20 protein-coding genes are annotated in these 23208 nt (G+C 46.0%); 13 read left to right on the forward strand and 7 right to left on the reverse strand.

Annotation, left to right across the window (positions count from 1 at the left end; all coding sequences use genetic code 11):
• The first annotated feature begins 51 nt into the window (after positions 1 to 51).
• From M3085_RS06170 to M3085_RS06200, 7 genes are all read left to right on the forward strand, one after another.
• Positions 52 to 543, forward strand: a complete 492-nt coding sequence (locus M3085_RS06170) for a hypothetical protein (protein ID WP_178256607.1) — start codon at positions 52 to 54, stop codon at positions 541 to 543.
• A complete protein-coding gene (gene atpB, locus M3085_RS06175) occupies positions 461 to 1525 on the forward strand; it encodes a F0F1 ATP synthase subunit A (RefSeq protein ID WP_249052539.1) in 1065 nt (354 codons plus the stop codon). Before M3085_RS06170 ends, atpB begins: the two co-directional genes overlap by 83 nt.
• A 48-nt stretch (positions 1526 to 1573) precedes the next feature.
• Positions 1574 to 1828 carry an ATP synthase F0 subunit C gene (gene atpE, locus M3085_RS06180; RefSeq protein WP_178256605.1) on the forward strand — a complete coding sequence of 85 codons (255 nt, stop codon included), beginning with the start codon at positions 1574 to 1576 and terminating at the stop codon, positions 1826 to 1828.
• Positions 1829 to 1841: 13 nt separating this feature from the next.
• Positions 1842 to 2345: a F0F1 ATP synthase subunit B gene (gene atpF / locus M3085_RS06185; protein ID WP_178256604.1), complete on the forward strand. Its 504-nt coding sequence runs from the start codon at positions 1842 to 1844 to the stop codon at positions 2343 to 2345.
• 6 nt (positions 2346 to 2351) lie between these two features.
• A complete protein-coding gene (locus tag M3085_RS06190) occupies positions 2352 to 2906 on the forward strand; it encodes a F0F1 ATP synthase subunit delta (protein WP_249052662.1) in 555 nt (184 codons plus the stop codon).
• Positions 2907 to 3023: 117 nt separating this feature from the next.
• Positions 3024 to 4613: a F0F1 ATP synthase subunit alpha gene (atpA, locus tag M3085_RS06195; protein WP_178256603.1), complete on the forward strand. Its 1590-nt coding sequence runs from the start codon at positions 3024 to 3026 to the stop codon at positions 4611 to 4613.
• 5 nt (positions 4614 to 4618) lie between these two features.
• On the forward strand, positions 4619 to 5503 hold the full coding sequence (locus M3085_RS06200; RefSeq protein WP_249052540.1) for a F0F1 ATP synthase subunit gamma: 885 nt from the start codon (positions 4619 to 4621) through the stop codon (positions 5501 to 5503).
• A 151-nt stretch (positions 5504 to 5654) separates the two neighbouring features.
• On the opposite strand, the gene M3085_RS06205 is transcribed toward M3085_RS06200, so the two are convergent.
• The 3 genes from M3085_RS06205 to uxaC form a co-directional block, all read right to left on the reverse strand.
• Entirely contained in the window at positions 5655 to 6083 is a 429-nt protein-coding gene (locus M3085_RS06205; protein WP_178256601.1) for a hypothetical protein, read from the reverse strand.
• A gap of 125 nt (positions 6084 to 6208) precedes the next feature.
• A complete protein-coding gene (locus tag M3085_RS06210) occupies positions 6209 to 7015 on the reverse strand; it encodes an MBL fold metallo-hydrolase (RefSeq protein ID WP_178256600.1) in 807 nt (268 codons plus the stop codon).
• A gap of 367 nt (positions 7016 to 7382) precedes the next feature.
• Complete coding sequence (uxaC, locus tag M3085_RS06215; RefSeq protein WP_191709524.1) at positions 7383 to 8789, reverse strand: glucuronate isomerase; 1407 nt, start codon at positions 8787 to 8789, stop codon at positions 7383 to 7385.
• Positions 8790 to 8945: 156 nt separating this feature from the next.
• Here uxaC and M3085_RS06220 point away from each other — a divergent pair, with 156 nt between their 5' ends.
• Positions 8946 to 10385: a tagaturonate reductase gene (locus M3085_RS06220; protein ID WP_249052541.1), complete on the forward strand. Its 1440-nt coding sequence runs from the start codon at positions 8946 to 8948 to the stop codon at positions 10383 to 10385.
• A 119-nt stretch (positions 10386 to 10504) separates the two neighbouring features.
• Here M3085_RS06220 and M3085_RS06225 read toward each other — a convergent pair whose 3' ends face one another.
• Positions 10505 to 11698 carry a BamA/TamA family outer membrane protein gene (locus M3085_RS06225; RefSeq protein ID WP_178256597.1) on the reverse strand — a complete coding sequence of 398 codons (1194 nt, stop codon included), beginning with the start codon at positions 11696 to 11698 and terminating at the stop codon, positions 10505 to 10507.
• 189 nt (positions 11699 to 11887) lie between these two features.
• On the opposite strand from M3085_RS06225, the gene pepT reads away from it, so the two are divergent.
• The 5 genes from pepT (at position 11888) to M3085_RS06250 (ending at position 17998) form a co-directional block, all read left to right on the forward strand.
• The gene (gene pepT / locus M3085_RS06230) at positions 11888 to 13114 is read left to right on the forward strand and encodes a peptidase T (protein WP_178256596.1); all 1227 of its coding nucleotides are present in this window, start codon (positions 11888 to 11890) and stop codon (positions 13112 to 13114) included.
• A gap of 71 nt (positions 13115 to 13185) precedes the next feature.
• On the forward strand, positions 13186 to 14271 hold the full coding sequence (gene gcvT / locus M3085_RS06235) for a glycine cleavage system aminomethyltransferase GcvT (protein WP_178256595.1): 1086 nt from the start codon (positions 13186 to 13188) through the stop codon (positions 14269 to 14271).
• A 107-nt stretch (positions 14272 to 14378) separates the two neighbouring features.
• Positions 14379 to 14588, forward strand: a complete 210-nt coding sequence (gene tatA / locus M3085_RS06240) for a twin-arginine translocase TatA/TatE family subunit (RefSeq protein WP_178256594.1) — start codon at positions 14379 to 14381, stop codon at positions 14586 to 14588.
• Between the two features lie 41 nt (positions 14589 to 14629).
• Complete coding sequence (locus tag M3085_RS06245; protein ID WP_178256620.1) at positions 14630 to 16279, forward strand: M23 family metallopeptidase; 1650 nt, start codon at positions 14630 to 14632, stop codon at positions 16277 to 16279.
• A 75-nt stretch (positions 16280 to 16354) separates the two neighbouring features.
• Complete coding sequence (locus M3085_RS06250; protein ID WP_178256593.1) at positions 16355 to 17998, forward strand: C69 family dipeptidase; 1644 nt, start codon at positions 16355 to 16357, stop codon at positions 17996 to 17998.
• 180 nt (positions 17999 to 18178) lie between these two features.
• On the opposite strand, the gene M3085_RS06255 is transcribed toward M3085_RS06250, so the two are convergent.
• The 3 genes from M3085_RS06255 to M3085_RS06265 are packed head-to-tail and all read right to left on the reverse strand — an operon-like array spanning position 18179 to position 23197.
• Positions 18179 to 18880, reverse strand: a complete 702-nt coding sequence (locus tag M3085_RS06255) for an ABC transporter ATP-binding protein (RefSeq protein WP_249052542.1) — start codon at positions 18878 to 18880, stop codon at positions 18179 to 18181.
• Between the two features lie 13 nt (positions 18881 to 18893).
• The gene (locus M3085_RS06260) at positions 18894 to 20378 is read right to left on the reverse strand and encodes a DUF5687 family protein (protein ID WP_191709520.1); all 1485 of its coding nucleotides are present in this window, start codon (positions 20376 to 20378) and stop codon (positions 18894 to 18896) included.
• Between the two features lie 2 nt (positions 20379 to 20380).
• A complete protein-coding gene (locus tag M3085_RS06265; protein WP_410554320.1) occupies positions 20381 to 23197 on the reverse strand; it encodes a M16 family metallopeptidase in 2817 nt (938 codons plus the stop codon).
• Positions 23198 to 23208: the final 11 nt, after the last annotated feature.

Below are 23208 nucleotides of genomic sequence, written 5' to 3' on the forward strand. Positions count from 1 at the left end.
TGAACCGAATATGTTTTTTATAGTTTTACGAATGAAAAACTGTGTGATGAAATGTTTTTGTTAGCCGTAAAGAAAAAGTTTATAAAAGAATTGACTGTCATAGGAGTGATTCTGACAGCAGTGGTGGCATTGGTATATCATATATTTATCCCTGAAAGGTATTTTTTGTGGTTTCCCGCCATTCCGATATTCTTTTATCTTTTCGGGCTGTTTTACATCTACATGTTCGCGTTCAATTATAGCTTGGGGCTAGACAAAATAGCGATGACTTACCTTGTGTGTAAGACATTGAAGTTTATCCTGAGTATATTGATACTGTTATTCTACGGATTCGTGATAGGACATGAGGTGGTGGCTTTTTTTGCAACGTTTATCCTGTTCTATTTTGCGTTTCTGATATTCGAGACCCGTTTCTTCCTTCGTTTTGAAGCGAAACTGAAATTAAGAAAACAAGCAAACAATGAAAAAACTACGGTACATAGTAATGCTTCTGCTCCTGTTGGCGATAGTTCCGGCAGAAACGCTGAAGGCTCAGAACGATGAAGCTGCGGATGTGGACGTGAATGAATTGGTGTTCGGACATATCGGCGATGCTTATGAATGGCATATCGCAACGTTCGGCAATACTTCACTCAGCATACCGCTCCCGGTAATCGTAAAGAGCAGTACGGGCTGGCATGTTTTTTCTTCTTCTAAATTAGAGGGGGGAGAAGAATATGAGGGCTTGTACATTGCGGAAGGCGGAGCCTACGACGGCAAAATCGTAGAGCGGGATGCTGCGGGTGCAGAAATAAGACCGTTTGACATTTCCATTACCAAAGACGTGTTGGGACTGTTTATCAACAGTGCGATATTGGTGGTTATCATGATAGCCTGTGCGCGCTGGTATAAGAAACATCCTGTGGAGCAAAGCGCTCCGCGCGGCGGTGTGGGTATGATGGAAGCACTCATCCTGATGATTTACGATGATGTAATCAAAGGGTGTGTGGGTGAAGATTACAAGCGGTATGCGCCTTACTTGTTGACGGCCTTCTTCTTTGTGCTGGTCAACAATTTGATGGGGTTGATTCCTATCTTTCCGGGAGGAGCAAACGTTACCGGTAACATTGCTATTACATTGGTGTTAGCTTTGTGTACGTTCCTTTTGACCAATATCTTTGGAACGAAGGAGTATTGGAAGGAGATATTTTGGCCAGACGTGCCTACGTGGTTGAAAGCTCCGGTTCCTATGATGCCGTTGATTGAATTCTTCGGTATATTTACCAAACCGTTTGCATTGATGATTCGTCTTTTCGCCAACATAATGGCAGGTCATGCAGCCGTATTAAGTTTGATAGCCATCATCTTTATTACGGTAAAAGCAGGCCCTATTATAAACGGCTCGATGACGTTTGTCGCTGTAGTATTCGGTATTTTTATGAATGCCCTTGAAATCTTGGTTGCGTTCATTCAGGCTTATGTATTCACCATGCTGTCTGCTGTTTTTATCGGACTGTCACGGGTGAAAGGTCATGAAGCCAAATAAAAGAAATTAAAAGAAATAAAAGTATAACCATTAAAAAACGAAAAAATTATGTTATTGTCAGTTTTATTGCAGGCAGCTGCAGGTGTTGGTATTAGTAAATTAGGTGCTGCTATTGGCGCAGGTATTGCAGTATTAGGTGCAGGTATCGGTATCGGTAGAATTGGTGGTTCTGCTATGGAAGCAATGGCTCGTCAGCCGGAAGCATCAGGCGACCTGCGTATGAGTATGATTATTGCAGCCGCTTTGGTTGAAGGTGTGGCTTTGATTGCCATCGTAGTATGTTTGTTGACTTTGTTCTTATAATTAATAAAGCGTTATGGGATTACTAACTCCGGATCCGGGATTGCTTATCTGGATGCTTATCACGTTCGGAGTCGTTTTCTTTATATTGGCTAAGTACGGTTTTCCGGTAGTCATCAAGATGGTAGACGAAAGGAAGGCTTATATAGACAATTCTCTGAAAGCGGCACGGGAAGCTAACGAACAGTTGGCTAACGTGAAACAGGAAAGCGAAAAGGTTCTGGCTCAGGCTCGTGAAGAGCAAGGTCGTATCTTGAGCGAAGCGGCTGCCACACGCGACCGTATCATTAAAGATGCTCAAGAACGTGCTCAACGCGAAGGACAACGCTTGATGGATGAAGTGAAGAAACAGATTGAAACAGAAAAAGAAAGTGCAATCCGTGACATCCGCCGTCAGGTAGCTGTTTTGTCGGTTGGTATTGCTGAAAAAATAATGCGTAACAAGCTGGCCGACGAGAAAGAGCAAACAGAACTGATTGACCGTATGTTGGATGAAATGATAGAATCTTCTAAAAAATAATACATGATGAATACAGGAGTCGTTTCTATGCGTTTTGCAAAAGCATTGCTCGCTTATGCGAAGGCGAATGGCAAGGAAGGACAGGTATATGAGGAAATGAAGTCATTAGCCTCTCATTATACGGATGTTCCCGATTTGCGTCGTGCGGTAGAGAATCCTGTGTTGGATGCCGATAAGAAACTTGATTTGCTTCGTGAAGCATCGGGAAGAGAAAAGGTAAGCAACGAATTGCTTCGCTTTTTTAAACTGGTGTTAGAAGGAAGAAGAGAAAAGTTCTTGCAATTCATGGCGTGGTCATATATTGATTTATATCGGGAAGATAAAAACATCCTCATGGGTAAATTGATAACTGCCGTCCCCTCTAAACGATTGATACAACATCTGGCAAACTTTGTGGGAAGCAAATCGCAAAGTAAAGTCGAACTGGATACTCAAATAGACCCGAAAATTATCGGTGGCTATATCATCGAAGTAGCGGGATATCGTTTGGATGCCAGCGTTGCCAATCAGTTGAAGCGGGTTAAACAGCAGTTCATTGCGAGAAACAGAAGAATAGTTTAAAGAATATTGAAAATTAAAAATTAAGAATGAAGAATCCATGCCGGTTGTTTATGAAGCATGAGGGAATCAGACTTAATTTTTAATTTTCAGTTCTTCAATTTTCAATTAAAAAAGATTATGCCAGAGAATACAATAAAACCCAGTGAAGTTTCAGAAGTATTGCTTCAGCAGTTACAGGGAATCGATACTTCTCTGAAATTCGATGAAGTGGGAACCGTATTGCAGGTGAGCGATGGCGTAGCGCGTATCTATGGGTTGCGTAATGCCGAGGCCAATGAGTTGCTGCAATTCGAAAACGGTATTATGGGTACGGTGATGAATCTGGAAGAAGATAATGTAGGTGCTGTGTTGTTAGGACCTACCGACCAGATTAAGGAAGGTATGATTGTAAAACGTACCAAGCGCATTGCCTCTATCCGTGTAGGCGAAAGTATGCTGGGACGTGTTATCGACCCGTTGGGCGTACCTTTGGACGGAAGAGGAGAAATCGGTGGCGAACTGTTTGAAATGCCATTGGAACGTAAAGCTCCGGGAGTTATTTTCCGTCAGCCTGTTACAGAACCGTTGCAAACAGGACTTAAAGCTATTGATGCGATGATTCCTATCGGCCGCGGACAGCGTGAGTTGATTATCGGCGACCGTCAGACTGGAAAGACAGCCATTGCGATTGATACCATTATCAACCAGCGTTCTAATTATGAAGCAGGCGATCCCGTATACTGTATTTATGTAGCTATCGGTCAGAAAGGTTCTACGGTAGCAAGTATCGTGAATGCTCTGCGCGAAAAAGGTGCGATGGATTACACGGTAGTAGTAGCTGCAACGGCTTCCGACCCGGCTGCATTGCAGTATTTCGCTCCGTTTGCGGGAGCTGCTATCGGCGAATTCTTCCGCGATACCGGTCGCCATGCGTTGGTAGTTTACGATGATTTGTCTAAGCAGGCAGTAGCCTACCGTGAAGTTTCGTTGATTTTGCGCCGTCCGTCAGGGCGTGAAGCATATCCGGGCGATATTTTCTATCTGCATTCACGTTTGTTGGAGCGTGCTGCGAAGATTATCAGCCAGCAGGAAGTGGCAGAGCAGATGAACGACCTTCCCGTAAGCCTGAAAGGAAAAGTTAAAGCAGGTGGTTCGTTAACGGCATTGCCTATCATTGAAACTCAGGCAGGAGACGTTTCGGCTTACATCCCGACCAATGTGATTTCTATTACCGACGGGCAGATATTTCTTGAAACAGACCTCTTCAATCAGGGCTTCCGTCCGGCAATCAATGTCGGAATCTCAGTGTCGCGTGTAGGTGGTAGCGCCCAAATCAAGAGTATGAAGAAGGTTGCCGGAACCTTGAAAATCGACCAAGCACAATATCGTGAACTGGAAGCATTTTCGAAGTTCAGCAGCGATATGGACCCTGTAACCGCAATGACAATCGACCGCGGACGTAAAAACAATCAGTTGCTTATCCAGCCGCAGTATAGTCCGATGCCGGTAGGTGAACAGGTTGCCATTCTTTATTGCGGAACGCATGGTTTGATGCGTGATATTCCATTAGAGAAGGTACGTGTTTTCCAAGATGCGTTCTTAACCAACTTGCGTGCAAATCATCAAGCCGATGTTATTGACGTGTTGGCAGGCGGAAAGATTAGCGACGAAATAACGGCAATTATTGAAAAAGTAGCGGCAGAAACAGCCGGACAGTTTAAACAATAAGCATCATGGCATCACTGAAAGAAGTAAAAGGAAGAATCAACTCAATCAACGGGACGCTGAAGATTACTTCGGCGATGAAGATGGTATCCTCGTCAAAACTTCATAAGGCGCAGGAAGCTATCGAAAACATGCTTCCTTACGAACGAAGACTACACCGTATGCTTACTAACTTTTTGAGTGCAGGAGTTACGGTCGAGTCGCCTTTCACCGTGAAACGTGATGTAAAGAAGATTGCTGTTGTAGTATTTGCGTCGAATAGTAGTTTATGTGGTGGATTTAACATGAATGTTATCCGCCATTTAAACGAAATGGTTGAGGAATACGGTAACCGGATAGGGCGTGAAAACATTCTGGTTTATCCGATAGGGCGTAAAATCGCCGATGCCGTTAAGAAGATAAAAGGCGTGGTTCCGATGGGGGATTACCAGCATTTATGTGGCAAACCGAACTATCAGGAGGCGGCAGACTTAGCTGTGGATTTGATAAATAGATTCTTGGATGGCGAAATCCAGCAGGTAGAATTGTTATATAACCATTTTAAGTCTACGTCTACTCAAGTTCTGACGCGCGAAACTTATCTGCCCATTGATTTGTCTTCTAAAGAAGATGATGAACATTCGGAATCAAGCAATAAGGAAGCCGATTATATCATCGAACCTTCTGCCGAAAGGGTAATGCAAGAATTACTGCCTAAGGTGTTGCGTATGAAGATATATACGGCATTGCTTGACTCGAATGCGTCTGAACACGCTGCGCGTATGATGGCTATGCAAGTGGCTACCGACAATGCCAATGATTTGATACAGGAATTGACCTTGCTCTATAACAAGAGTCGTCAACAGGCAATTACTAACGAGTTGTTGGATATTGTGGGTGGTACTATGGCTTGATAAAGAAAAAAACTGTACCCGGAGTCGTTAAGACTTTTGGTGTACAGTTTTTAAAAAAAGACCAAAAAATTAATTATCATGATGGAAACGATTTTCTTTTGTCCTTAATTTTAAAACAAAAGAAAATAAGTAATGTTCAGCATTTTTGCATTTATTTTCCTTCAAAATACACGGGTTCTCCGTCGAGCAGGCAGTTTAGCCGGTTTCCTCCTATTGATATATTTTCCATATAAGAATAATCTCTTGTACCGTATTTCATGCGTATGCTGGTGTATATGCTGTTATACCAGTCCCAAACGAAAGTGTAACGGCTCTCCTGAATGTAACCGTAGCGGTCTTGGGTAAAAATGTAATCGTTGCCTACATTGTCGGGGTAAAAGTTCAGTTCCTGACGATAATAAGTACCGTTGTTGTCGTACCATTCATCTACCCACGGACGGCTGCACAAATAATCGGTCATTTCGTAATAGCTGTTTGAACCATTCCCGAACTCGACGCCAATGCCAACGTGCTCACAGGAGGTAAGCGGAATAATCAGTGCTGCAAAAGCCAACAGCAAATATAATTTAAACTTTTTCATATCGGTCTCCTTTCCTTTGGTTTGATGTTACAAAGGTAGAAGGGTAAAATGATATAATCGAATGATTTTTCCTATCTTCTTAAAGGAATTTCCCTATATCGTGTAGGGAAATTCCCAAGTGCCTGTTATTCAAAGCAGTACATCTCTGAAGGGAGCGTACGTTTCAGAGGTATTACTTCGACATCTTTTCCTGCGATGATGTTTTTTTCTTTTAGTGCCAGTTCTACGGTTTTATAAGCCAGTTCCGGATGGTTATTGTCTTTGCTCAGGTGGCACAGCCAGAGATATTTCAAGTCTTTCGGGAAGTGGTTGGCTATAAATTCAGCCATCACTTTGTTACACATGTGCCCTCTTTCGCCGGCGATGCGCTGTTTTAAATGTTGCGGATAAGGCCCCATCTGCAACATCGATTCGTCATAGTTTGCCTCCATAATCAGATAATTCGCCCGGCTGATGTATCGGGCGGCAGTGTCTGTTATGTGACCGATATCTGTGATGAATGTAAATGTTTTTCCGTCGATGCAAACACAATACCCTACGTTGTCTGTACCGTCGTGAGGCACTTCAAAACACGTAATGCTGAAGTCGCCTATTTCTACGGTCTCTTCTTTTTGGATGTAACAGATGTGCAAGGCGCTTAGCTTCTCTGTAACACAATAGCTGCGGCGAATGCCTTGATGGATCTCGGGGGTAGTGTAAATGGGTATGTTATGTTTTTCTCCCAAGTGTCCCACAGCCTTAATGTGGTCAGCATGGTCGTGCGTAATAAATACCGCCCGTATTGTGCTTAAACTCAATCCCCGTTCTTTGAATATTTTTTTTACTGTGCGGATGCCTATTCCCGCGTCAATCAATATGCCATACATGTCTGTCCCCAGATAGTAGCAATTTCCGCTACTGCCGCTGCCCAGACTCATAAACCTAATTTTCATTTCTCGGACTCTTTTTGTTAAAAGGAACGCAAAGTTACAAAAAAATCGCCTAAAGCACACACGAAAATGAAAACATCAAGCCAAGAAAGCTTTTTGGAGAAATTCAAAACAGGCTCTTATAGTTAAATCGGATATAGCAGGATGTCGATGCCGGTTTTCAGGCTCTGTTTCCGCAGGTATATCTCCTCGAAAACACTACGGGTAGCGTTACTCATTTCATACGGTAGCGTTTACTGTTTCTACCCATAGAACCGACCGGTGCTATGGGTAGAATTTTCCGACTTTCCGGCTAAGCGGTAAAGCCTTGAAAATAAGCTCGCTATAAGAACCTGTTTAAATCACTTTCCTCTCCGGTTTTCATCCATGTTTAGAAGTTGAAGAAATGCTTGGCGTTGTTATAACAGATGTCTTCTACCATTTGGCGTACACGAGTCATTTCAGATTCCGGTATTTCGCCGTTTTCTACATCGTTTCCCAAGAGGTTGCACAGTGTACGGCGGAAATATTCGTGGCGCGGATAGGAGAGAAACGACCGGGAGTCTGTCAGCATCCCCACAAAGCGGCTTAACAGCCCTAACAGCGATAATGTATTTATCTGTTTTTCCATGCCGTCTTTCTGGTCGAGGAACCACCAGCCGGAACCGAACTGGATTTTTCCCGGTATCGAACCGTCTTGAAAGTTTCCTGCCATTGTAGCTACGACTTCATTCGCACACGGATTCAGGTTATACAAGATGGTTTTTGCCAGCTTTCCTTCACTGTTCAGCCGGTCGAGGTATTTCGACATTGCTGTGGCTGTGGAAAATTCTCCGATGGAGTCGAACCCCGTATCTGCTCCCAGCAGCTTAAACATCTTCGTGTTGTTGTTGCGTAAAGCCCCGTAATGGAATTGTTGTGTCCAGTTTGTTTCAGCATCCATTTCCCCGAATATCACCAGCATTGCTGATTTAAATTTCCGTACTTCTCCGCAGGTTAGTGGCTTGCCTCCATATACTTTGTTGAATATGCTGTCGATTTCTTTATCGGTATAATCTTCCGCATAAAATTCTTCAATGCCGTGGTCAGACAGTTTGCATCCCTGTTCGCCGAAAAAGTCATGGCGTTTTTGTAAGGCCGTAACCATATCGTCAAAACGGTGGATAGACACACCGCTCACTTCGCTGAGTTTCTCCATATAAGTGCGGAACTCTGCCGGGTGTTCTACCGCCATAGCCTTGTCCGGCCTCCATGTAGGAAGCATTTTTATTTCAAAACCACTCTGGCGCGTGGCGATATGATATTCCAAAGAGTCGGTCGGGTCGTCGGTGGTACATACAGCCTCTACGTGGTAGCGGCGCATCAGGTTGCGTGCCGAGTATTCGGGTGTGGCGAGTTTGGCATTACATTCATCGAATATTTCGCGGGCAGTTGTAGGATTTAATACTTTTTCGATGCCGAAAGCTGTTTTCAGCTCCAGATGAGTCCAGTGATAGAGTGGATTACGCAGGGTGTATGGCACGGTTTCGGCCCATTTTTCAAATTTCTCCCAGTCGGATGTGTCGTTTCCCGTACAGTATCGTTCCGCTACTCCGTTCGCGCGCATCGCACGCCATTTGTAATGGTCGCCTCCTAACCATATTTCAGTGATAGACGTAAATTGATGGTCTTCTGCCACCATCTTGGGGCTAAGGTGGCAATGGTAGTCGATGATGGGCATTTTTGCCGCATGATTGTGATAAAGTTCCTGCGCGGTTTGAGTCTGTAACAGGAAGTTTTCGTCCATGAATTTTTTCATAAGCGTATATAAATTCGTTTGATGTCTCTGTTAGGGTGTATTTCGAGGGCAAATCGTGCTTATACAGCCTTCGTTATCGAACACGAATATATGTATTTTCTGTATAATGACCAAAAAAATCTCTATATTTGCCGATACATCAAATCATTGGACAACATGGAAGTTTTAAACAAAAAGACTGCGGGGAAGACTTTGCGTCCCGAACGCATCATTCAGTTTGGCGAAGGTAATTTCTTGCGTGCGTTTGCCGATTGGATTATCTATAACATGGATGAAAAGACCGGTTTTAACGGCAGCGTAGTGGTGGTGCAGCCTATCGAAAACGGAATGGCAGAGGCTTTGAATGTGCAAGATTGTCTGTATCATGTAAATTTGCAGGGACTGGAAAAGGGACGGCCGGTAAACAGTCTGACTAAAATAGATGTCATTAGCCGGGCGCTTAACCCTTATACGCAGTTTGCCGATTACCTGAAGTTAGCCGAGCAGCCTGACATGCGTTTTGTGATATCAAATACCACCGAAGCAGGCATTGTTTTCGATTCAGCTTGCCGTTTTGACGATGCTCCGGCGGCTTCGTATCCGGGCAAGCTGACCCAGTTGCTTTATCACCGTTTCAGGAAGTTCGGTGGAGACCCTTCGAAGGGATTGATAATCTTTCCTTGCGAGTTGATATTCTTGAACGGGCACCGGCTGAAGGAAACCATTATCCGATATATCAGGCATTGGAACTTAGGGGATGAGTTTCGCCGTTGGTTTGAAACGGCTTGCGGAGTATATGCCACGTTGGTCGACCGCATTGTGCCGGGGTTTCCGCACAAAGATATTGACCGCATCAAGAATACGTTGGGATATGATGATAATCTGGTAGTTCAGGCAGAAGTTTTTCACTTGTGGGTTATCGAGGCTCCGAAATCTGTTGCGGCCGAATTTCCGGCTGATAAGGCAGGTCTGAACGTCTTGTTTGTCGATTCTGAGGCGCCCTACCACGAGCGGAAAGTTACGTTGCTTAACGGTCCTCATACGGTATTATCGCCTGTGGCCTATCTGTCGGGTATAAACATAGTGCGTGATGCGTGCCGTCATGAGGTTATCGGCAGATACATTCATCGGGTGATGTTTGACGAGTTGATGGAAACATTGAATTTGCCGAAAGCCGAGCTTGAACAGTTTGCGCATGACGTATTGGAACGTTTTAATAACCCCTTTGTAGATCATCGCTTAACATCTATCATGCTGAATTCTTTCCCCAAATACCGTACACGCGATTTGCCGGGAGTAAAGGTCTATCTGGCGCGTAAAGGCAAATTGCCCGAAGGACTTGTTTTGGGGCTTGCCGCCATGATTGTTTATTATAAAGGTGGAAATCGTGCCGACGGCACAGAAATCAAGCCCGATGATTCACCCGAAATAATAGAATGGCTGCAAAAGTTATGGAAAACGAACGACACGCAGGAAGTAGCCAAAGGCGTATTGGGCGCAACATTTATTTGGGATGAAGACTTAAACCATATACCGGGGCTGACAGCTCTCGTGAAAAAGTATTTAGATGATATTCTGGAGAAGGGAATGCTGGAAGCGGTAAAAGAATTGTTATAAAAACAAAATCAGGAACTACCGGCGGGTGGCTCCTGATTTTTATATGGGATGAAATAACTCATGCCGGCATGAGAACCTGCGGTTTGATGCAAGTGTTGACAGAATCTCCCCGCATACCGTTAGAAAGCTTCGGTCATGTTGAAATAAAATAAATTCTGTCTGTTGATAAAGTTCCGCCCGAAATCAAGCCGCACGTTCATACGAGGCTGTACCTCAATGCGCAACCCCAGTCCGGCGTTAGGAAGTACCCCTTCTATTTTCCCCGGTGTAGGTCCCATGAACCCGCAGCCTCCCCATGCAACAAATCCCAAATGGCTTAATATTTTTTTCAGTCGGTTGCTACGGTCGTTGTTAAACATTTGCCTGTACTCCACAAGAGCTATGTGAGAAGACTTGTCCCGATACTGCCCCATGTAATATCCGCGTAAGTCGAAAGGCGTTCCGCTTAATACGTATTTATTTAAAGGCACATCGCCGAATACGTGTTTGCTCTGCACAGTCCATGCCAGCACCTTGCGCTGTCCTACCAACTTATATTGCCGGTAATCTAACTCGAAGCGGTAAAACTCGGTATCGCTTCCCAAAAACTTTTCATACATCATGCCGCTGATATTCAGATAAATCCCCTTGTAAGGATTTGCAGGAATATCGCGTGTATCGTAAGTGGCAAGAAATCCGACACCCGAACTGAAATTCTTATATCCGTTTTTCGTACCACCTGCTTCGACATAGCTCGATTCGGTGACAAGATACTTGGCAGGGTCGGTAATGTGGTCGTAATTCAAATCAATTTGCGGTCCGATAAAAAAGTCGGTATCGCTTACCCGGAATAAGAACCACGGGTTGATTTGTATTCCGCTGTAACGGTACTGGCTTGTGGTATCGCTGCGCACATAGTCTTTGTTCGTAGAATATCCTACACCGTAAAAGTTTTCTTGCGTATTCTTATAACTGAATTGTCCGAAAATGCGGAAACGGTCATCTTTAAAGAAAAGCTGCGGTTTCACCATGATGTTCAATCCTCCGTTGAACATAAATGCCATAGCGGCCGGCACCACCGAGCGGCGCATTGTGGTATCTTTTGCATTCATCCGGAAAGTCATCAGTGCGCTTCCTCCCACCAGCAAGCCAAAGTCCGGACTGAAACTTGGACCTCCCAATATATTATAATGGAAATTGCGCTGAGCCACCCGTTGGCGTCGCAGTTCTTTTTTGCTCATCGTAGGTGGTTTTGTAATGGAGTCTTGCGGCTCTTGTGCAAAACTGCCGAGCGTAAGCAGGCAGGCTATGCAGATAAAAATAAGTCTTTTCATACTGTTATGTCGGGGACATTCGGTTAATTGATATTGTGCAAAAGTACAAAAGTTCGTTGAAAAAACGAATATCCGTTATAAGACTTTGAGGTATAGCCGCTGTTTTTAATAAAAAATGGTAACAGGTTTGGCTATTCGGAGGCTATTTTTTACCTTTACATCAACGAATTTTTCATAACATAAAAGAATATGACAGTAATAGAACGCTTTTTAAAGTACGTAACATTCGACACTCAGTCTGATGAATCGACCGGTGTTACCCCCAGTACACCGAAACAGATGGTGTTTGCACAATATTTGAAAACAGAGTTGGAAGACCTCGGGCTGGAGGAAATATCGCTCGATGACAATGGTTACCTTTTCGCTACGCTTCCTGCGAATGTAGACCGTCCTGTGCCCGTTATCGGCTTCATTGCCCATATTGACACCAGCCCCGACATGAGTGGAGAAAATGTAAACCCGCGTATCGTGGAGAACTATGACGGTACAGACATTGCTTTGTGTGAAGCAGAAGGAATCATCCTTTCGCCGAAACGTTTCCCCGAATTGCTTGACCACGTAGGTGAAGACTTGATTGTAACCGATGGTCATACGCTTCTGGGTGCCGATGACAAGGCGGGTATTGCCGAGATTATCGGTGCGATGGCTTACTTGAAGCAGCATCCCGAAATCCCGCACGGAAAAATCCGCATCGGTTTTAACCCCGACGAAGAAATCGGACTGGGGGCCCATAAGTTTGATGTGGAAAAATTCGGAGCGAAATGGGCATATACGATGGACGGCGGCGAAGTAGGAGAGCTGGAGTTTGAAAACTTCAATGCAGCCGCGGCGAAGGTACAGGTAAAAGGACGCAACGTGCATCCCGGCTATGCCAAAAACAAGATGATCAATTCGCTCTTGGTAGCCAATGAGTTTGTTTCCATGCTTCCTGCCGATGAAACACCCGCAACTACCGAAGGCTACGAAGGATTCTATCACTTGATAGGCATGGAGGGAGAGGTAGAAAGCACGATGCTTTCGTACATCATCCGCGACCACGACCGTGAGAAATTTGAATCGCGCAAGGCACTTATGCAAGACTGTGCGGCACGTATCAACGGAAAATACGGCGAAGAACTGGTTACGGTAGAGCTTAAAGACCAATATTATAACATGCGCCAGCAGGTAGAGCCGTTGATGCACATTATCGACATTGCGTTCGCTGCCATGCAGGAAGCAGGAGTAGAGCCTCACGTAAAAGCCATCCGTGGCGGAACAGACGGTGCGCAACTCTCATTTAAAGGTTTGCCGTGTCCGAACATCTTTGCCGGCGGATTGAACTTCCACGGACGTTATGAGTTTGTACCTGTGCAATCAATTGAAAAAGCCATGAATGTGGTAGTAAAAATAGCAGAACTAACAGCTAAGAGATATTGATAAAACGTAAATATTGAAGGCCGGAGAATATGGCCGGTCTTCAATAACTTAATTCTTAATACCAAATCACTATGAAAACAACTCCGTTTACTGAAAAACACATTGCGCTTGGCGCAAAAATGCACGAATTTGCAGGCTATAACATGCCCATCGAATATTCTGGAATCATTGATGAACATCTGACGGTATGTAATGCCGTTGGTGTGTTCGACGTTTCTCACATGGGCGAGTTTTGGGTAAAAGGGCCTCACGCACTTGAGTTCCTTCAACAAGTTACATCGAACAACGTTGCTGTGTTGACACCCGGAAAAATCCAATATACGTGTTTCCCCAACGAAACGGGCGGTATAGTCGACGATTTGCTGGTATATGCCTACGAGCCTGAAAAGTATATGCTGGTAGTGAATGCTGCAAATATTGATAAAGATTGGAATTGGTGTGTTTCGCATAATCAGGTGGGGGCGGAATTGGAAAATGCTTCCGATAACATTGCTCAACTCGCTGTTCAAGGACCGAAAGCGGTTGACGCATTACAGAAACTGACTTCCGTCAACCTGAGTGAAATCCCTTACTACACTTTCCGTGTAGGCGAGTTTGCCGGTGTGCCTAATGTTATCATTTCGAATACCGGATACACCGGGGCGGGCGGTTTCGAACTGTATTTCTATCCTCAATATGCAATGAAGATATGGGACGCCATCTTCGAAGCCGGCGAAGAGTTTGGCATCAAGCCCGCAGGATTAGGAGCCCGTGATACGCTCCGTCTGGAGATGGGATTCTGCCTCTATGGTAACGATATCGATGACACCACTTCACCGCTCGAAGCCGGATTGGGTTGGATAACCAAGTTTGTAGAAGGCAAGAACTTTACGAACCGGGCCGCGCTGGAACAGCAGAAAGCCGAAGGTGTGAGCCGTAAGTTGGTGGGCTTCGAGATGATAGACAGAGGCATTCCGCGCCACGGTTATGCACTGACCGACGCCGAAGGGAGAACCATCGGGCACGTAACTTCCGGCACGATGTCGCCTATACGTAAAATCGGTATCGGGTTGGGATATGTGGAAACAGCTTTTGCCAAACCCGGAACGGAAATCTATTTGGATAATCGCGGACGTAAGCTGAAAGCGCAGGTTGTAAAACCGCCTTTCCGTAAATAACGGTTTTTTAATGGACTTTCGGGCATGAATCCTTGTGATTCGTGCCCGTTTTTTATTAAAATCCTATTATATTTGTACGCAGATAAGATAAAACAACGATAACGGATATGAATACACTATTGTTTTTAGGCTTGGGCACACAGGAAATTCTGATTATCCTGTTGGTGGTATTGCTGCTTTTCGGCGGTAAAAAGATTCCCGAACTGATGAAAGGTATGGGAAAGGGTGTGAAAAATTTCAAAGAAGGACTGAACGGGGTAGGCGACGAGGAAAATACTTCGACGGATAAAGATGCAAAGAAAGACGAAACGAAGTGAGAAAGAAATTAAAGCAAGTTCTATTTTCTGTACGAAAGTTGATGTTTGTGTTTGTGGGAGGAGGAGCCCTCTCGATGCAGGCACAAGATTCTGTACGGGTCGACTTTTGTTCGCCATTTGATTTCCCTTTGTTGCTGAGTGCCAATTTCGGGGAACTTCGTCCCAATCATTTTCATAACGGACTGGATATAAAAACACAGGGTGTGACCGGAAAACCGATTCGCTGCATCGCAGACGGGTATGTTTCACGCATTGCCGTATTCCACGGAGGGTATGGGCAGGCTATTTATGTGGCTCATCCTAACGGATTGACTTCGGTGTACGGGCATATTGTGGCTTTTGCCCCGGAAATCCAGCAGTATCTGCGCAACTATCAATATGCTAACGAGACTTTTACTTGCAGCCTGACGTTTACGCCCGAACAGTTTCCCGTAAAGCAGGGCGATGTTATCGCGCTGAGCGGAAACGAAGGTTCGTCGGCTGGTCCGCATTTGCATTTGGAGCTTCGCCGTACGGATACAGACGAATATATCGACCCCATGCCTTACTTCAAGCGGTATCTTTCAGATAAAAAAGCACCGGTGGCAAGTCTTGTCGGCTTTTATCCCGTAGAAGGCAAAGGAGTGGTAAACGGTTCGCAGCGTAAAAAACTCGTCCCGATAGCCTCACTGAATCAGCCGGTCAGCGCATGGGGTGAAATCTATACGGGTATCAGTGCAAAAGATTATATGGACGGTACTTCCAACTTTTATGGTGTACATTCCGTAACACTCTATGTCGATTCTGTTCAGGTATTCAATAGCACCACCGATGCGGTGGCACCCGCCGAAAACCGGATGATTAACGGCTTTACGGATTACGATGAACTGGTACGTACACGGAGGCTGATTATGCGTTCCCGTACGCTGCCCGGCAATCGCTTGCGTCTGCTTCATACCGGTGAAAGTAAAGGTATCGTAACGATAGATGAGGAGCGCGATTATCATTTCCGTTACGTATTGGAAGATAACTTCGGCAATCGGAAGACTTACCGTTTCACCGTGCGCGGACGCCGGCAGCCGATACCGGAATATCGTCAGGAGGCTGACAGCAAGATGCTTTATTGGAATCGGACAAACGTGATTCAGGAACCGGGAATGGAGCTGGTGATTCCCCGAGGTTACATCTACGATAATGTTGAGCTTCGCACTTCGGTAACGGGAGACAGCGGAGCTGTTTCGTTAGACTATGTGCTGGATGCCGGCAATACCCCTTTACACGATTATTGCGATTTGTCTATCGGTGTGCGCCACCTCCCCGTGTCCGACACTTCGAAATACTATATCGTGCAAAAGGCAGGGAAACGCCGTGCGTCGATGGGCGGAACGTACTCCGACGGGTGGGTGAAAGCCCGCGTTCGTTCGTTGGGACGTTTTGCCGTGGCGGTCGATACCGTTGCTCCGCGGGTAACTCCGGTAGGGATACAAGGATGGCGCACGAATCGAAACATTCGTTTTAAGGTAGGCGATGCAGAAACAGGGGTTGCCTCTTATAAAGTATATATTGACGGACATTTCGTCTTGTTCGGGTTAAAGAAAGGCGTGTTGGTTATCCAAGACCCGGAACGTGTGAAACGTGGAGTGGCACATCAGGCAGAAGTGGTGGTGACGGATTATTGCGGAAACGAGACCCGCCGCACGTATCGCTTCTGATGCGTCTACATGCTCGCCGCCGTCAGAGATATTTCCCATAAAAAATAAAGAAACAATACATAAACCAATTTATATATGAAGAGAAGATTAGTTTTTGCTGTCTTGTTTTTGACAGCCTTTGTTACGGGCAGTTGGGCCTGTACTAATTTTATTGTCGGCAAGAATGCCTCTGCCGACGGTTCGGTAATCGTGTCTTATTCTGCCGATTCGTACGGATTGTTCGGATTCCTTTGCCATTATCCGGCAGCCGTTCATCCGGCGGGAGCGATGCGCGACATCTACGAGTGGGATACCGGTAAGTATTTGGGACAAATCAAGGAGGCTAAACAAACGTATAACGTGATAGGGAATACGAACGAGTTTCAGGTTACTATCGGCGAAACTACGTTCGGCGGACGTCCGGAATTGGTAGATTCTACGGGTATCATGGACTACGGAAGTCTGATATACGTGGCGCTTCAGCGTTCTCGCACGGCGAAAGAAGCCATCAAGGTAATGACCGATTTGGTAAAAGAGTACGGTTATTACAGCAGTGGCGAGTCTTTCTCTATCGCCGACCCTAATGAGGCTTGGATTATGGAAATGATTGGTAAAGGACCGGGAGTGAAAGGTGCCGTATGGGTAGCCGTGCGCATCCCCGACGATTGCATCGCTGCACACGCCAACCAAAGCCGTATCCATAAATTTAATATGAGCGACAAAGAGAACTGCCTCTACGCTCCGGATGTGGTTTCTTTCGCCCGTGAAAAAGGCTATTTCTCCGGAAAGAATACCGATTTCAGCTTTGCGGATGCTTATTGTCCTCTTACTTTCGATAACGTTCGTTTCTGCGAAGCCCGTGTATGGAGTTTTTATAACATGTTCAGCAAATCAACGGGACAGACTTACCTGCCTTACGTTCAGGGCGAGAGTAAAGAACCGATGCCTCTTTACGTGAAGCCCGACCGCAAGGTGTCTGTACGCGATATTCAGCACGCCATGCGCGACCACTACGAGGGTACGCCGCTTGACATTACAAAAGATTGTGGGGCAGGAGCTTTTGAAACGCCCTATCGTCTTTCTCCGCTGACTTTTAAGGTCGATGGTAAAGACTATTTCAACGAACGTCCTATCTCAACTCAGCAGAGTGGCTTTGTTTTTGTTTCGCAGATGCGTTCTACGATGCCCGACATGGTAGGCGGTGTATTGTGGTTCGGATTAGACGATGCAAACATGACGGTGTTTACTCCCGTGTACTGTAATACCGACCGTGTTCCGGCTCCGTATGCCGAAGGTAATGGCGACTGTGTCACGTTCTCATGGGATTCGGCCTTCTGGATTTATAACTGGGTGGCAGACATGATTCGTCCGCGTTACTCGCTGATGGTAGGCGATATGCGTTCCGTACAAAACAGCTTGGAAGATATGTATGCCAATGCGCAGGAAGGAATAGAAAGTGCAGCGTTGAAACTGTATCAGGAAGACCCGCAGAAAGCGAAGGAGTTTCTGACCAACTATACCGACATGGCTGCACGCACCGCACTGGATAGCTGGAAGAAGTTGGGTGAGTTCCTGATTGTCCGTTATAACGACGGCGCAGTGAAGCGTGTGAAAAACGGTAAGCTGGTTCGCCCCGAAACCGGAAACAGTGCTCCGCTCGACCGTCCGGGATACAGCGAAGAGTTCTTGAAAAAATTAGTAGAAGAAACCGGCGACCGCTATTTGATGAAGACTTGGTAAGAGGTACGCCGCTGATTTTGATACTTGAATCGGCAATATCCGGAGGCTTTCTATCTCCGGGTATTGCCGATTTTTTTTGTGCCGAAATTTCTATGGGTAACGCGAGGAAATCCATGCGGAAGTTTTACTTGACACAAGCGTTAGCGTCACCCTGTCTTTCGGGTAGAATTTTTCGTCCGCTTATTCCCTTCTGAAGTATTCTTCCAGCTCTTCCGAAGCCGTTCCTTCGGTGTTGTCGATGTCGCGGATGATGACCCCGTGTTCCAGTACGGCAATGCGTGTGCTGATGTCTGTGGTGTGGGTCAGGTTATGGCTCGACACGAGGATGGTGGCGCATGTTTCGCGGTTATATTCGCGGAGCAAATGCTTGAGCGACGATTGCGAACTGGGGTCGAGGAAGTTGAAAGGCTCGTCTAAAATCACCACCGCAGGGCGGCTGAGCAGGGCAGAGATAATCCCCACCTTCTGTCTGTTTCCGGCAGAAAGGTTGCGGATGTACTTCTTCTGCCCGATGATTTCGTCTGCCATGAAGCGGCTGTAAGCCTCAATCCGTTCCTCTGTTTCGGCCTTTGTGAAACCGCACATTTTTCCCACGAAACAGAAATACTCTTCGGGCGTGAGATAGTCGATAATGAAACTCTCATCAAGGTAAGCCCCTGTGAAATTTTTCCACGATTCACTCCGGCTGACATCAATGTCGTTTATCGTAACGTTTCCGCTGTCAGCCTTCAGAAGGTCGAGCATCAGGCGGAAAAGCGTAGTTTTTCCCGCTCCGTTGTTTCCCACCAATCCCAATATCTCTCCTTCGGCAATGGTATATTCGGGTATGTCGACAGCCACTTTGCTGCCGTAGGTTTTCTTTAAATCATGAATCAGAATCATAAGGATGAGTTGATTAACGTGTGTTTCTAAAGTTTTCCATGTTGTTATACCGGCGTTTCATTAAGCGCACGTAGATGTTTTTTATCCAAATCCGGTGCGTGGCAACCGTTGCAAGTCCGATGACCAACAGGGCGATACCCGCCTCGGTTTCGGGCAGGAAGAACGTCAGCATCCTCTGTATCAGCAGCGGGGCAGCAAATGCGATGAGCGTGATAAGCGTTTGATACATGGTGTTTCCCTGCGACTTTGCCATGAACCCGCCGTTAAGGACGGCGGTCTTGTCGTTATAAACGGCAAGCTGCATGATGGTGGCAAATATCGGTCCCATCGTAAAAAACAGGTAAGCTGCGGAGGTGAGGAGCGAAACCGTGCCTGTCACCACGGGATAAAGCATCATCAGGAAAGGGATTATCAGGAAGATGCTTTGCAGGTAATACTTGGCGAGCAGCAGGTTATAGATGGTTTCTTTATGCACCATCAGCCCGTCGATGTAATTCCCCTCGAACGACATGATTCGGCTCAGTGTCATCAGCCCGAACACACAGTAGCAGTAGAGGCAGATGAAATAATTCATGTAGTTGTTGCTGCCGTACACATCGCCGGCAAGGGCGCACGCAAACATTACCATGATGAAGAGGAAGCTCCAGAAGTTCGACTTCGGAGTTTTGTTGCGGAATATCAGTTTCAGTTCCAAACGCATGTATTCGCCCACGATGCCGTAACGCTCGAAAAACGAATAGTTGCTGATGTGTTTCACCTTGTTGTCTTCCGTGCGCGCCAGTTCCCGGTAAATCAGTTTGCCCTGCACCCAGCGGTTCACTCCCGCCAGTCCGATAGCCACGGCAAGCGTGCCGAGAAATGCCAGCGGATTCCATTCGATGTATCCTTCGCCCAAATCCATGTAAAACCGCGATGTCCACTCCGTTTCGGGCAGGAACTCCAAAAGCGCCATGCTTCCGTACACAGGCAATATGAGCAGGATATAGATGAATTTCTGACGCATCAGCACCCGCACCAGCATACTCCAATAGCCGTTGCCCACCATCAGCAGCCATATCCCCACGCAGTAACCCAATACGCCGGGGATTCCATAGAACCGGAGCACGGAAAGCCATGCGAAGGGCACAAAGAGGAAAAGCCAAAACAGGTTAAACGGATTCAGTCCCGCCTGTATGAGCAAGGCATTGAGTACCCGCTTCTTGGGGAGAGGGAGGAGTAAGTAAGGTTTGATTTCCTGCACCGGAGTGGGTAGCAGGAAGCGCATAAAGAAATCTATCAGCAGAAAGAACGGCAGACCGCAGTTCAGAATGTGATAAGGCTCCATATTCGGTATCCCCTCGCTAAAAGCAAAAAACAGCATAACTCCGATGTAAACGAAGTATGCTGCCCAAAAAGTGATACCGAAATAAATCATAAACTTGGCAAAGCGGTTCCGCTCATATATCGGACTCCGCCTTGCTGCAAGTTTTTGGTTTTTTCGTATGTCGGAAAGTAACATGATTATTTATTTACGGGAGAACTCATGCTGACTTCTATCTGGTTACCTTGTCCGAAGAACGTCTTGGCAAACTCTTTCAGGTCGGTAGCCGTGATGCCGTTTACGATGCTTTCGAAATCGGTATTGGTATCAATTCCGTTCCAGTAATATTCGTTCAGAACGCCGAGCCAGTAACCGTTTTCCTTTTGGTTTTGCTGGTAAGTTTTCAGCATGTATTCTTTCACTTTATTCAAATCATCAGCTTTCGGACCGTTGGCGGTGAAGTCGGCTAATCCTTGTCTTACCAGCTCTACCATCTTCTCTCTACGTGCAGGGTCGGTATCGAAATAGATTTGGAATGCTGCCTTCTCGTCGGGGTACTTCGTGATGCTTCCTCCGCAACTTACGCCATACGTTCCGCCTTGCTCTTCGCGGATGGTCTGCGTGTACAGAATGTCAAGCAACTGTCCGGTAATGTTCATCAATATTTTGTTTCTCAACGTGTACGGACATTCGCCGGTATTAACCAAAACGACAGTAGATTTCGGGGTTTCGAGCGGGCGTACGAAATTGTTTTCTACTTTTCCCTTGCGGAAACTGATGTTGGTCTGTCCGAAGTTTTCCTTACGTCCGTGGGTGGGAAGACCTCCCAAGTATTGTTCTATCAGCGGGGTTGCCGTTTCCATGTCAATGTTTCCTACAAACAAGAAAGTAAAGTCGCCGGCATCTTCGAAACGATTTTTATAAAGTTCCATTACCTTTCCGTAATCCACTTTATCCATCATCTCAGCCTTCATGCTGAAAATACGCGGGTTCTTGTTGTAAAGCGTCATGTTGAGCGAGTCGATAAATACACTCATCGGGTTAGCTTCCTGATTGGTCAGTGCCGCTTTCTTGCGGTTGATGTATGACGAGAACGCTTCTTGGTCGGTACGCGGAGCGGTGAACAGCATGTAAGTAAGCTGGAGCATGGTTTCCAAATCTTTAGGTGAGCAGTTGCCGCTTACTCCTTCGGTATATGTATTGACAGAAGCACTGGCAGATGCCATCTTGCCTGCTAAAACCTTGTTCAGGTCGGTCAGACTGAAATTGCCGAGACCGCCCAAAGCCGCAACCTCGTTAAGGTTAGAGAACTGAAGCACGTCTTTGTTATCAAACAGCGAGTTACCTCCGGGACTGAACGCCTCCATCTGTAATTGGTCGGCTTTGAAGTCGGTCGGCTTGATAACCACCCGCACCCCGTTGCTCAGTGTCAGCAGGGTAGTGCCGAACGCACCTTCTTCTTTCTTAACTACCTTGCCCGGTGCCGGTTTATCTTTCAGCAGCGGTTCGTTGGAAACCTTATCGACATACGCCGTCAGTTCTTCAGTTTGGGTCTTGTCGATGATGGCTTTCAGTTCGGCTTCGGTAGGATATTTCATACCTTCTTTTTCCGGACAGAATACGCTCAGCACGATATTGTTTTCGCCGATTAATTGTTTCATCCAAGCGTTAACAGCCTCCAACGGAATCATCGGAACGATTTGTGTCATCGTCTGGTAATAAAATTCCGTACCCGGAATCGGCTCGCCATTCAAGAAGTTTCCTAAATATTCATTTACGTAAGACGGCGTACGCTGTTTGTCACGTTCGTTGTAACTTACTTCCAAACTGCGCAGATAGTCGGCTTTAGCACGGGCATATTCGCCTGCCGTAAATCCGAAACGGCGTACCCGTTCGATTTCTTTCATCAAGGCTTCTGTTCCGCTCAAGATACCGTCTTCTTTGGTTACAGCAACTCCGGTAAATGCGCCTTTGGTTTTAGCCAGCAAATAGTTGGAGTCATCAATAAAACTTTGTATGAAAGGCGGGTTAGCCTGCTGCATCAATTCATCGATGCGGTTGTTAAGCATCTCTTCGATAGCCCATGTCATATAATTGACAGTAAGATAATCAATCGTATTTTTCTGATCGTCAGGGATAGCCTCATGCTTATGGAATAGATAAACCACAGGAACTTCCTGCTCTTTATCTTTAGCAATGGTGATTATCGGTTCCTGATTATCGGGCACGGGGAAATATTCGCGCTTAGCCGGATTCTTCGGCATCTCGATAGGAGAGAAGAGGCGTTTGATCTTGTTCTCTATCGAATCCACGTTAATGTCTCCCACTACAATGATGCCTTGTTGGTCGGGGCGATACCATTTTTCATAATAATCACGTAATGCTTGATAGGGGAAATTGTCTACCACTTCCATCGTACCGATAGGCAAACGATGTCCGTATTTGCTTCCTTCGTACATAGCCGGGAACACCTGCTCGTACATACGCATCATGGCACCCATCCGCGTACGCCATTCTTCGTGGATGACCCCGCGCTCTTTATCTATTTCTTTGGGAGCAAGCGTTAAATCGTTAGCCCAGTCATGCAGAATAAGCAGACAAGAATCAATAATACCATCGCGGATTACGGGTACATTCGTAATATTATATACTGTTTCATCTATTGAAGTATAGGCATTTAAGTTAGCCCCGAATTTTACTCCGATAGTTTCCAGATATTCGCGTAAGGTATTATCGGGGAAATGTGTTGTACCGTTAAAGCACATGTGTTCCAAAAAGTGAGCCAATCCCCGCTGATCGTCTTCTTCCAAAATAGAACCCACCTTTTGTGCAATGTAAAAATCCGCCTGCTTTTCAGGCAATTCGTTGTGACGTATGTAATAAGTCAGTCCGTTTTCTAACTTGCCTACTCGCACTGCTGGGTCGGTAGGCAGAGGAGGCATTTGCTGGGCAGACACCATTGCCGCACCACTTGCAACGACGATAACGGCAATTGTTTTCTTAAACATGTTCTTCATAACTCTATAAC

This window comes from Bacteroides caecicola (assembly GCF_023337095.1).
Lineage (GTDB): Bacteria > Bacteroidota > Bacteroidia > Bacteroidales > Bacteroidaceae > Phocaeicola > Phocaeicola gallinarum.

What these genes read in the sequence shown, in the direction of transcription:
- M3085_RS06170 (WP_178256607.1), top strand. Translation starts at nt 52, where the DNA reads ATGTTTTTGTTAGCCGTAAAGAAAAAGTTTATAAAAGAATTGACTGTC.
- atpB (WP_249052539.1), top strand. Translation starts at nt 461, where the DNA reads ATGAAAAAACTACGGTACATAGTAATGCTTCTGCTCCTGTTGGCGATA.
- atpE (WP_178256605.1), top strand. Translation starts at nt 1,574, where the DNA reads ATGTTATTGTCAGTTTTATTGCAGGCAGCTGCAGGTGTTGGTATTAGT.
- atpF (WP_178256604.1), top strand. Translation starts at nt 1,842, where the DNA reads ATGGGATTACTAACTCCGGATCCGGGATTGCTTATCTGGATGCTTATC.
- M3085_RS06190 (WP_249052662.1), top strand. Translation starts at nt 2,352, where the DNA reads ATGAATACAGGAGTCGTTTCTATGCGTTTTGCAAAAGCATTGCTCGCT.
- atpA (WP_178256603.1), top strand. Translation starts at nt 3,024, where the DNA reads ATGCCAGAGAATACAATAAAACCCAGTGAAGTTTCAGAAGTATTGCTT.
- M3085_RS06200 (WP_249052540.1), top strand. Translation starts at nt 4,619, where the DNA reads ATGGCATCACTGAAAGAAGTAAAAGGAAGAATCAACTCAATCAACGGG.
- M3085_RS06205 (WP_178256601.1), bottom strand. Translation starts at nt 6,083, where the DNA reads ATGAAAAAGTTTAAATTATATTTGCTGTTGGCTTTTGCAGCACTGATT.
- M3085_RS06210 (WP_178256600.1), bottom strand. Translation starts at nt 7,015, where the DNA reads ATGAAAATTAGGTTTATGAGTCTGGGCAGCGGCAGTAGCGGAAATTGC.
- uxaC (WP_191709524.1), bottom strand. Translation starts at nt 8,789, where the DNA reads ATGAAAAAATTCATGGACGAAAACTTCCTGTTACAGACTCAAACCGCG.
- M3085_RS06220 (WP_249052541.1), top strand. Translation starts at nt 8,946, where the DNA reads ATGGAAGTTTTAAACAAAAAGACTGCGGGGAAGACTTTGCGTCCCGAA.
- M3085_RS06225 (WP_178256597.1), bottom strand. Translation starts at nt 11,698, where the DNA reads ATGAAAAGACTTATTTTTATCTGCATAGCCTGCCTGCTTACGCTCGGC.
- pepT (WP_178256596.1), top strand. Translation starts at nt 11,888, where the DNA reads ATGACAGTAATAGAACGCTTTTTAAAGTACGTAACATTCGACACTCAG.
- gcvT (WP_178256595.1), top strand. Translation starts at nt 13,186, where the DNA reads ATGAAAACAACTCCGTTTACTGAAAAACACATTGCGCTTGGCGCAAAA.
- tatA (WP_178256594.1), top strand. Translation starts at nt 14,379, where the DNA reads ATGAATACACTATTGTTTTTAGGCTTGGGCACACAGGAAATTCTGATT.
- M3085_RS06245 (WP_178256620.1), top strand. Translation starts at nt 14,630, where the DNA reads ATGTTTGTGTTTGTGGGAGGAGGAGCCCTCTCGATGCAGGCACAAGAT.
- M3085_RS06250 (WP_178256593.1), top strand. Translation starts at nt 16,355, where the DNA reads ATGAAGAGAAGATTAGTTTTTGCTGTCTTGTTTTTGACAGCCTTTGTT.
- M3085_RS06255 (WP_249052542.1), bottom strand. Translation starts at nt 18,880, where the DNA reads ATGATTCTGATTCATGATTTAAAGAAAACCTACGGCAGCAAAGTGGCT.
- M3085_RS06260 (WP_191709520.1), bottom strand. Translation starts at nt 20,378, where the DNA reads ATGTTACTTTCCGACATACGAAAAAACCAAAAACTTGCAGCAAGGCGG.
- M3085_RS06265 (WP_410554320.1), bottom strand. Translation starts at nt 23,197, where the DNA reads ATGAAGAACATGTTTAAGAAAACAATTGCCGTTATCGTCGTTGCAAGT.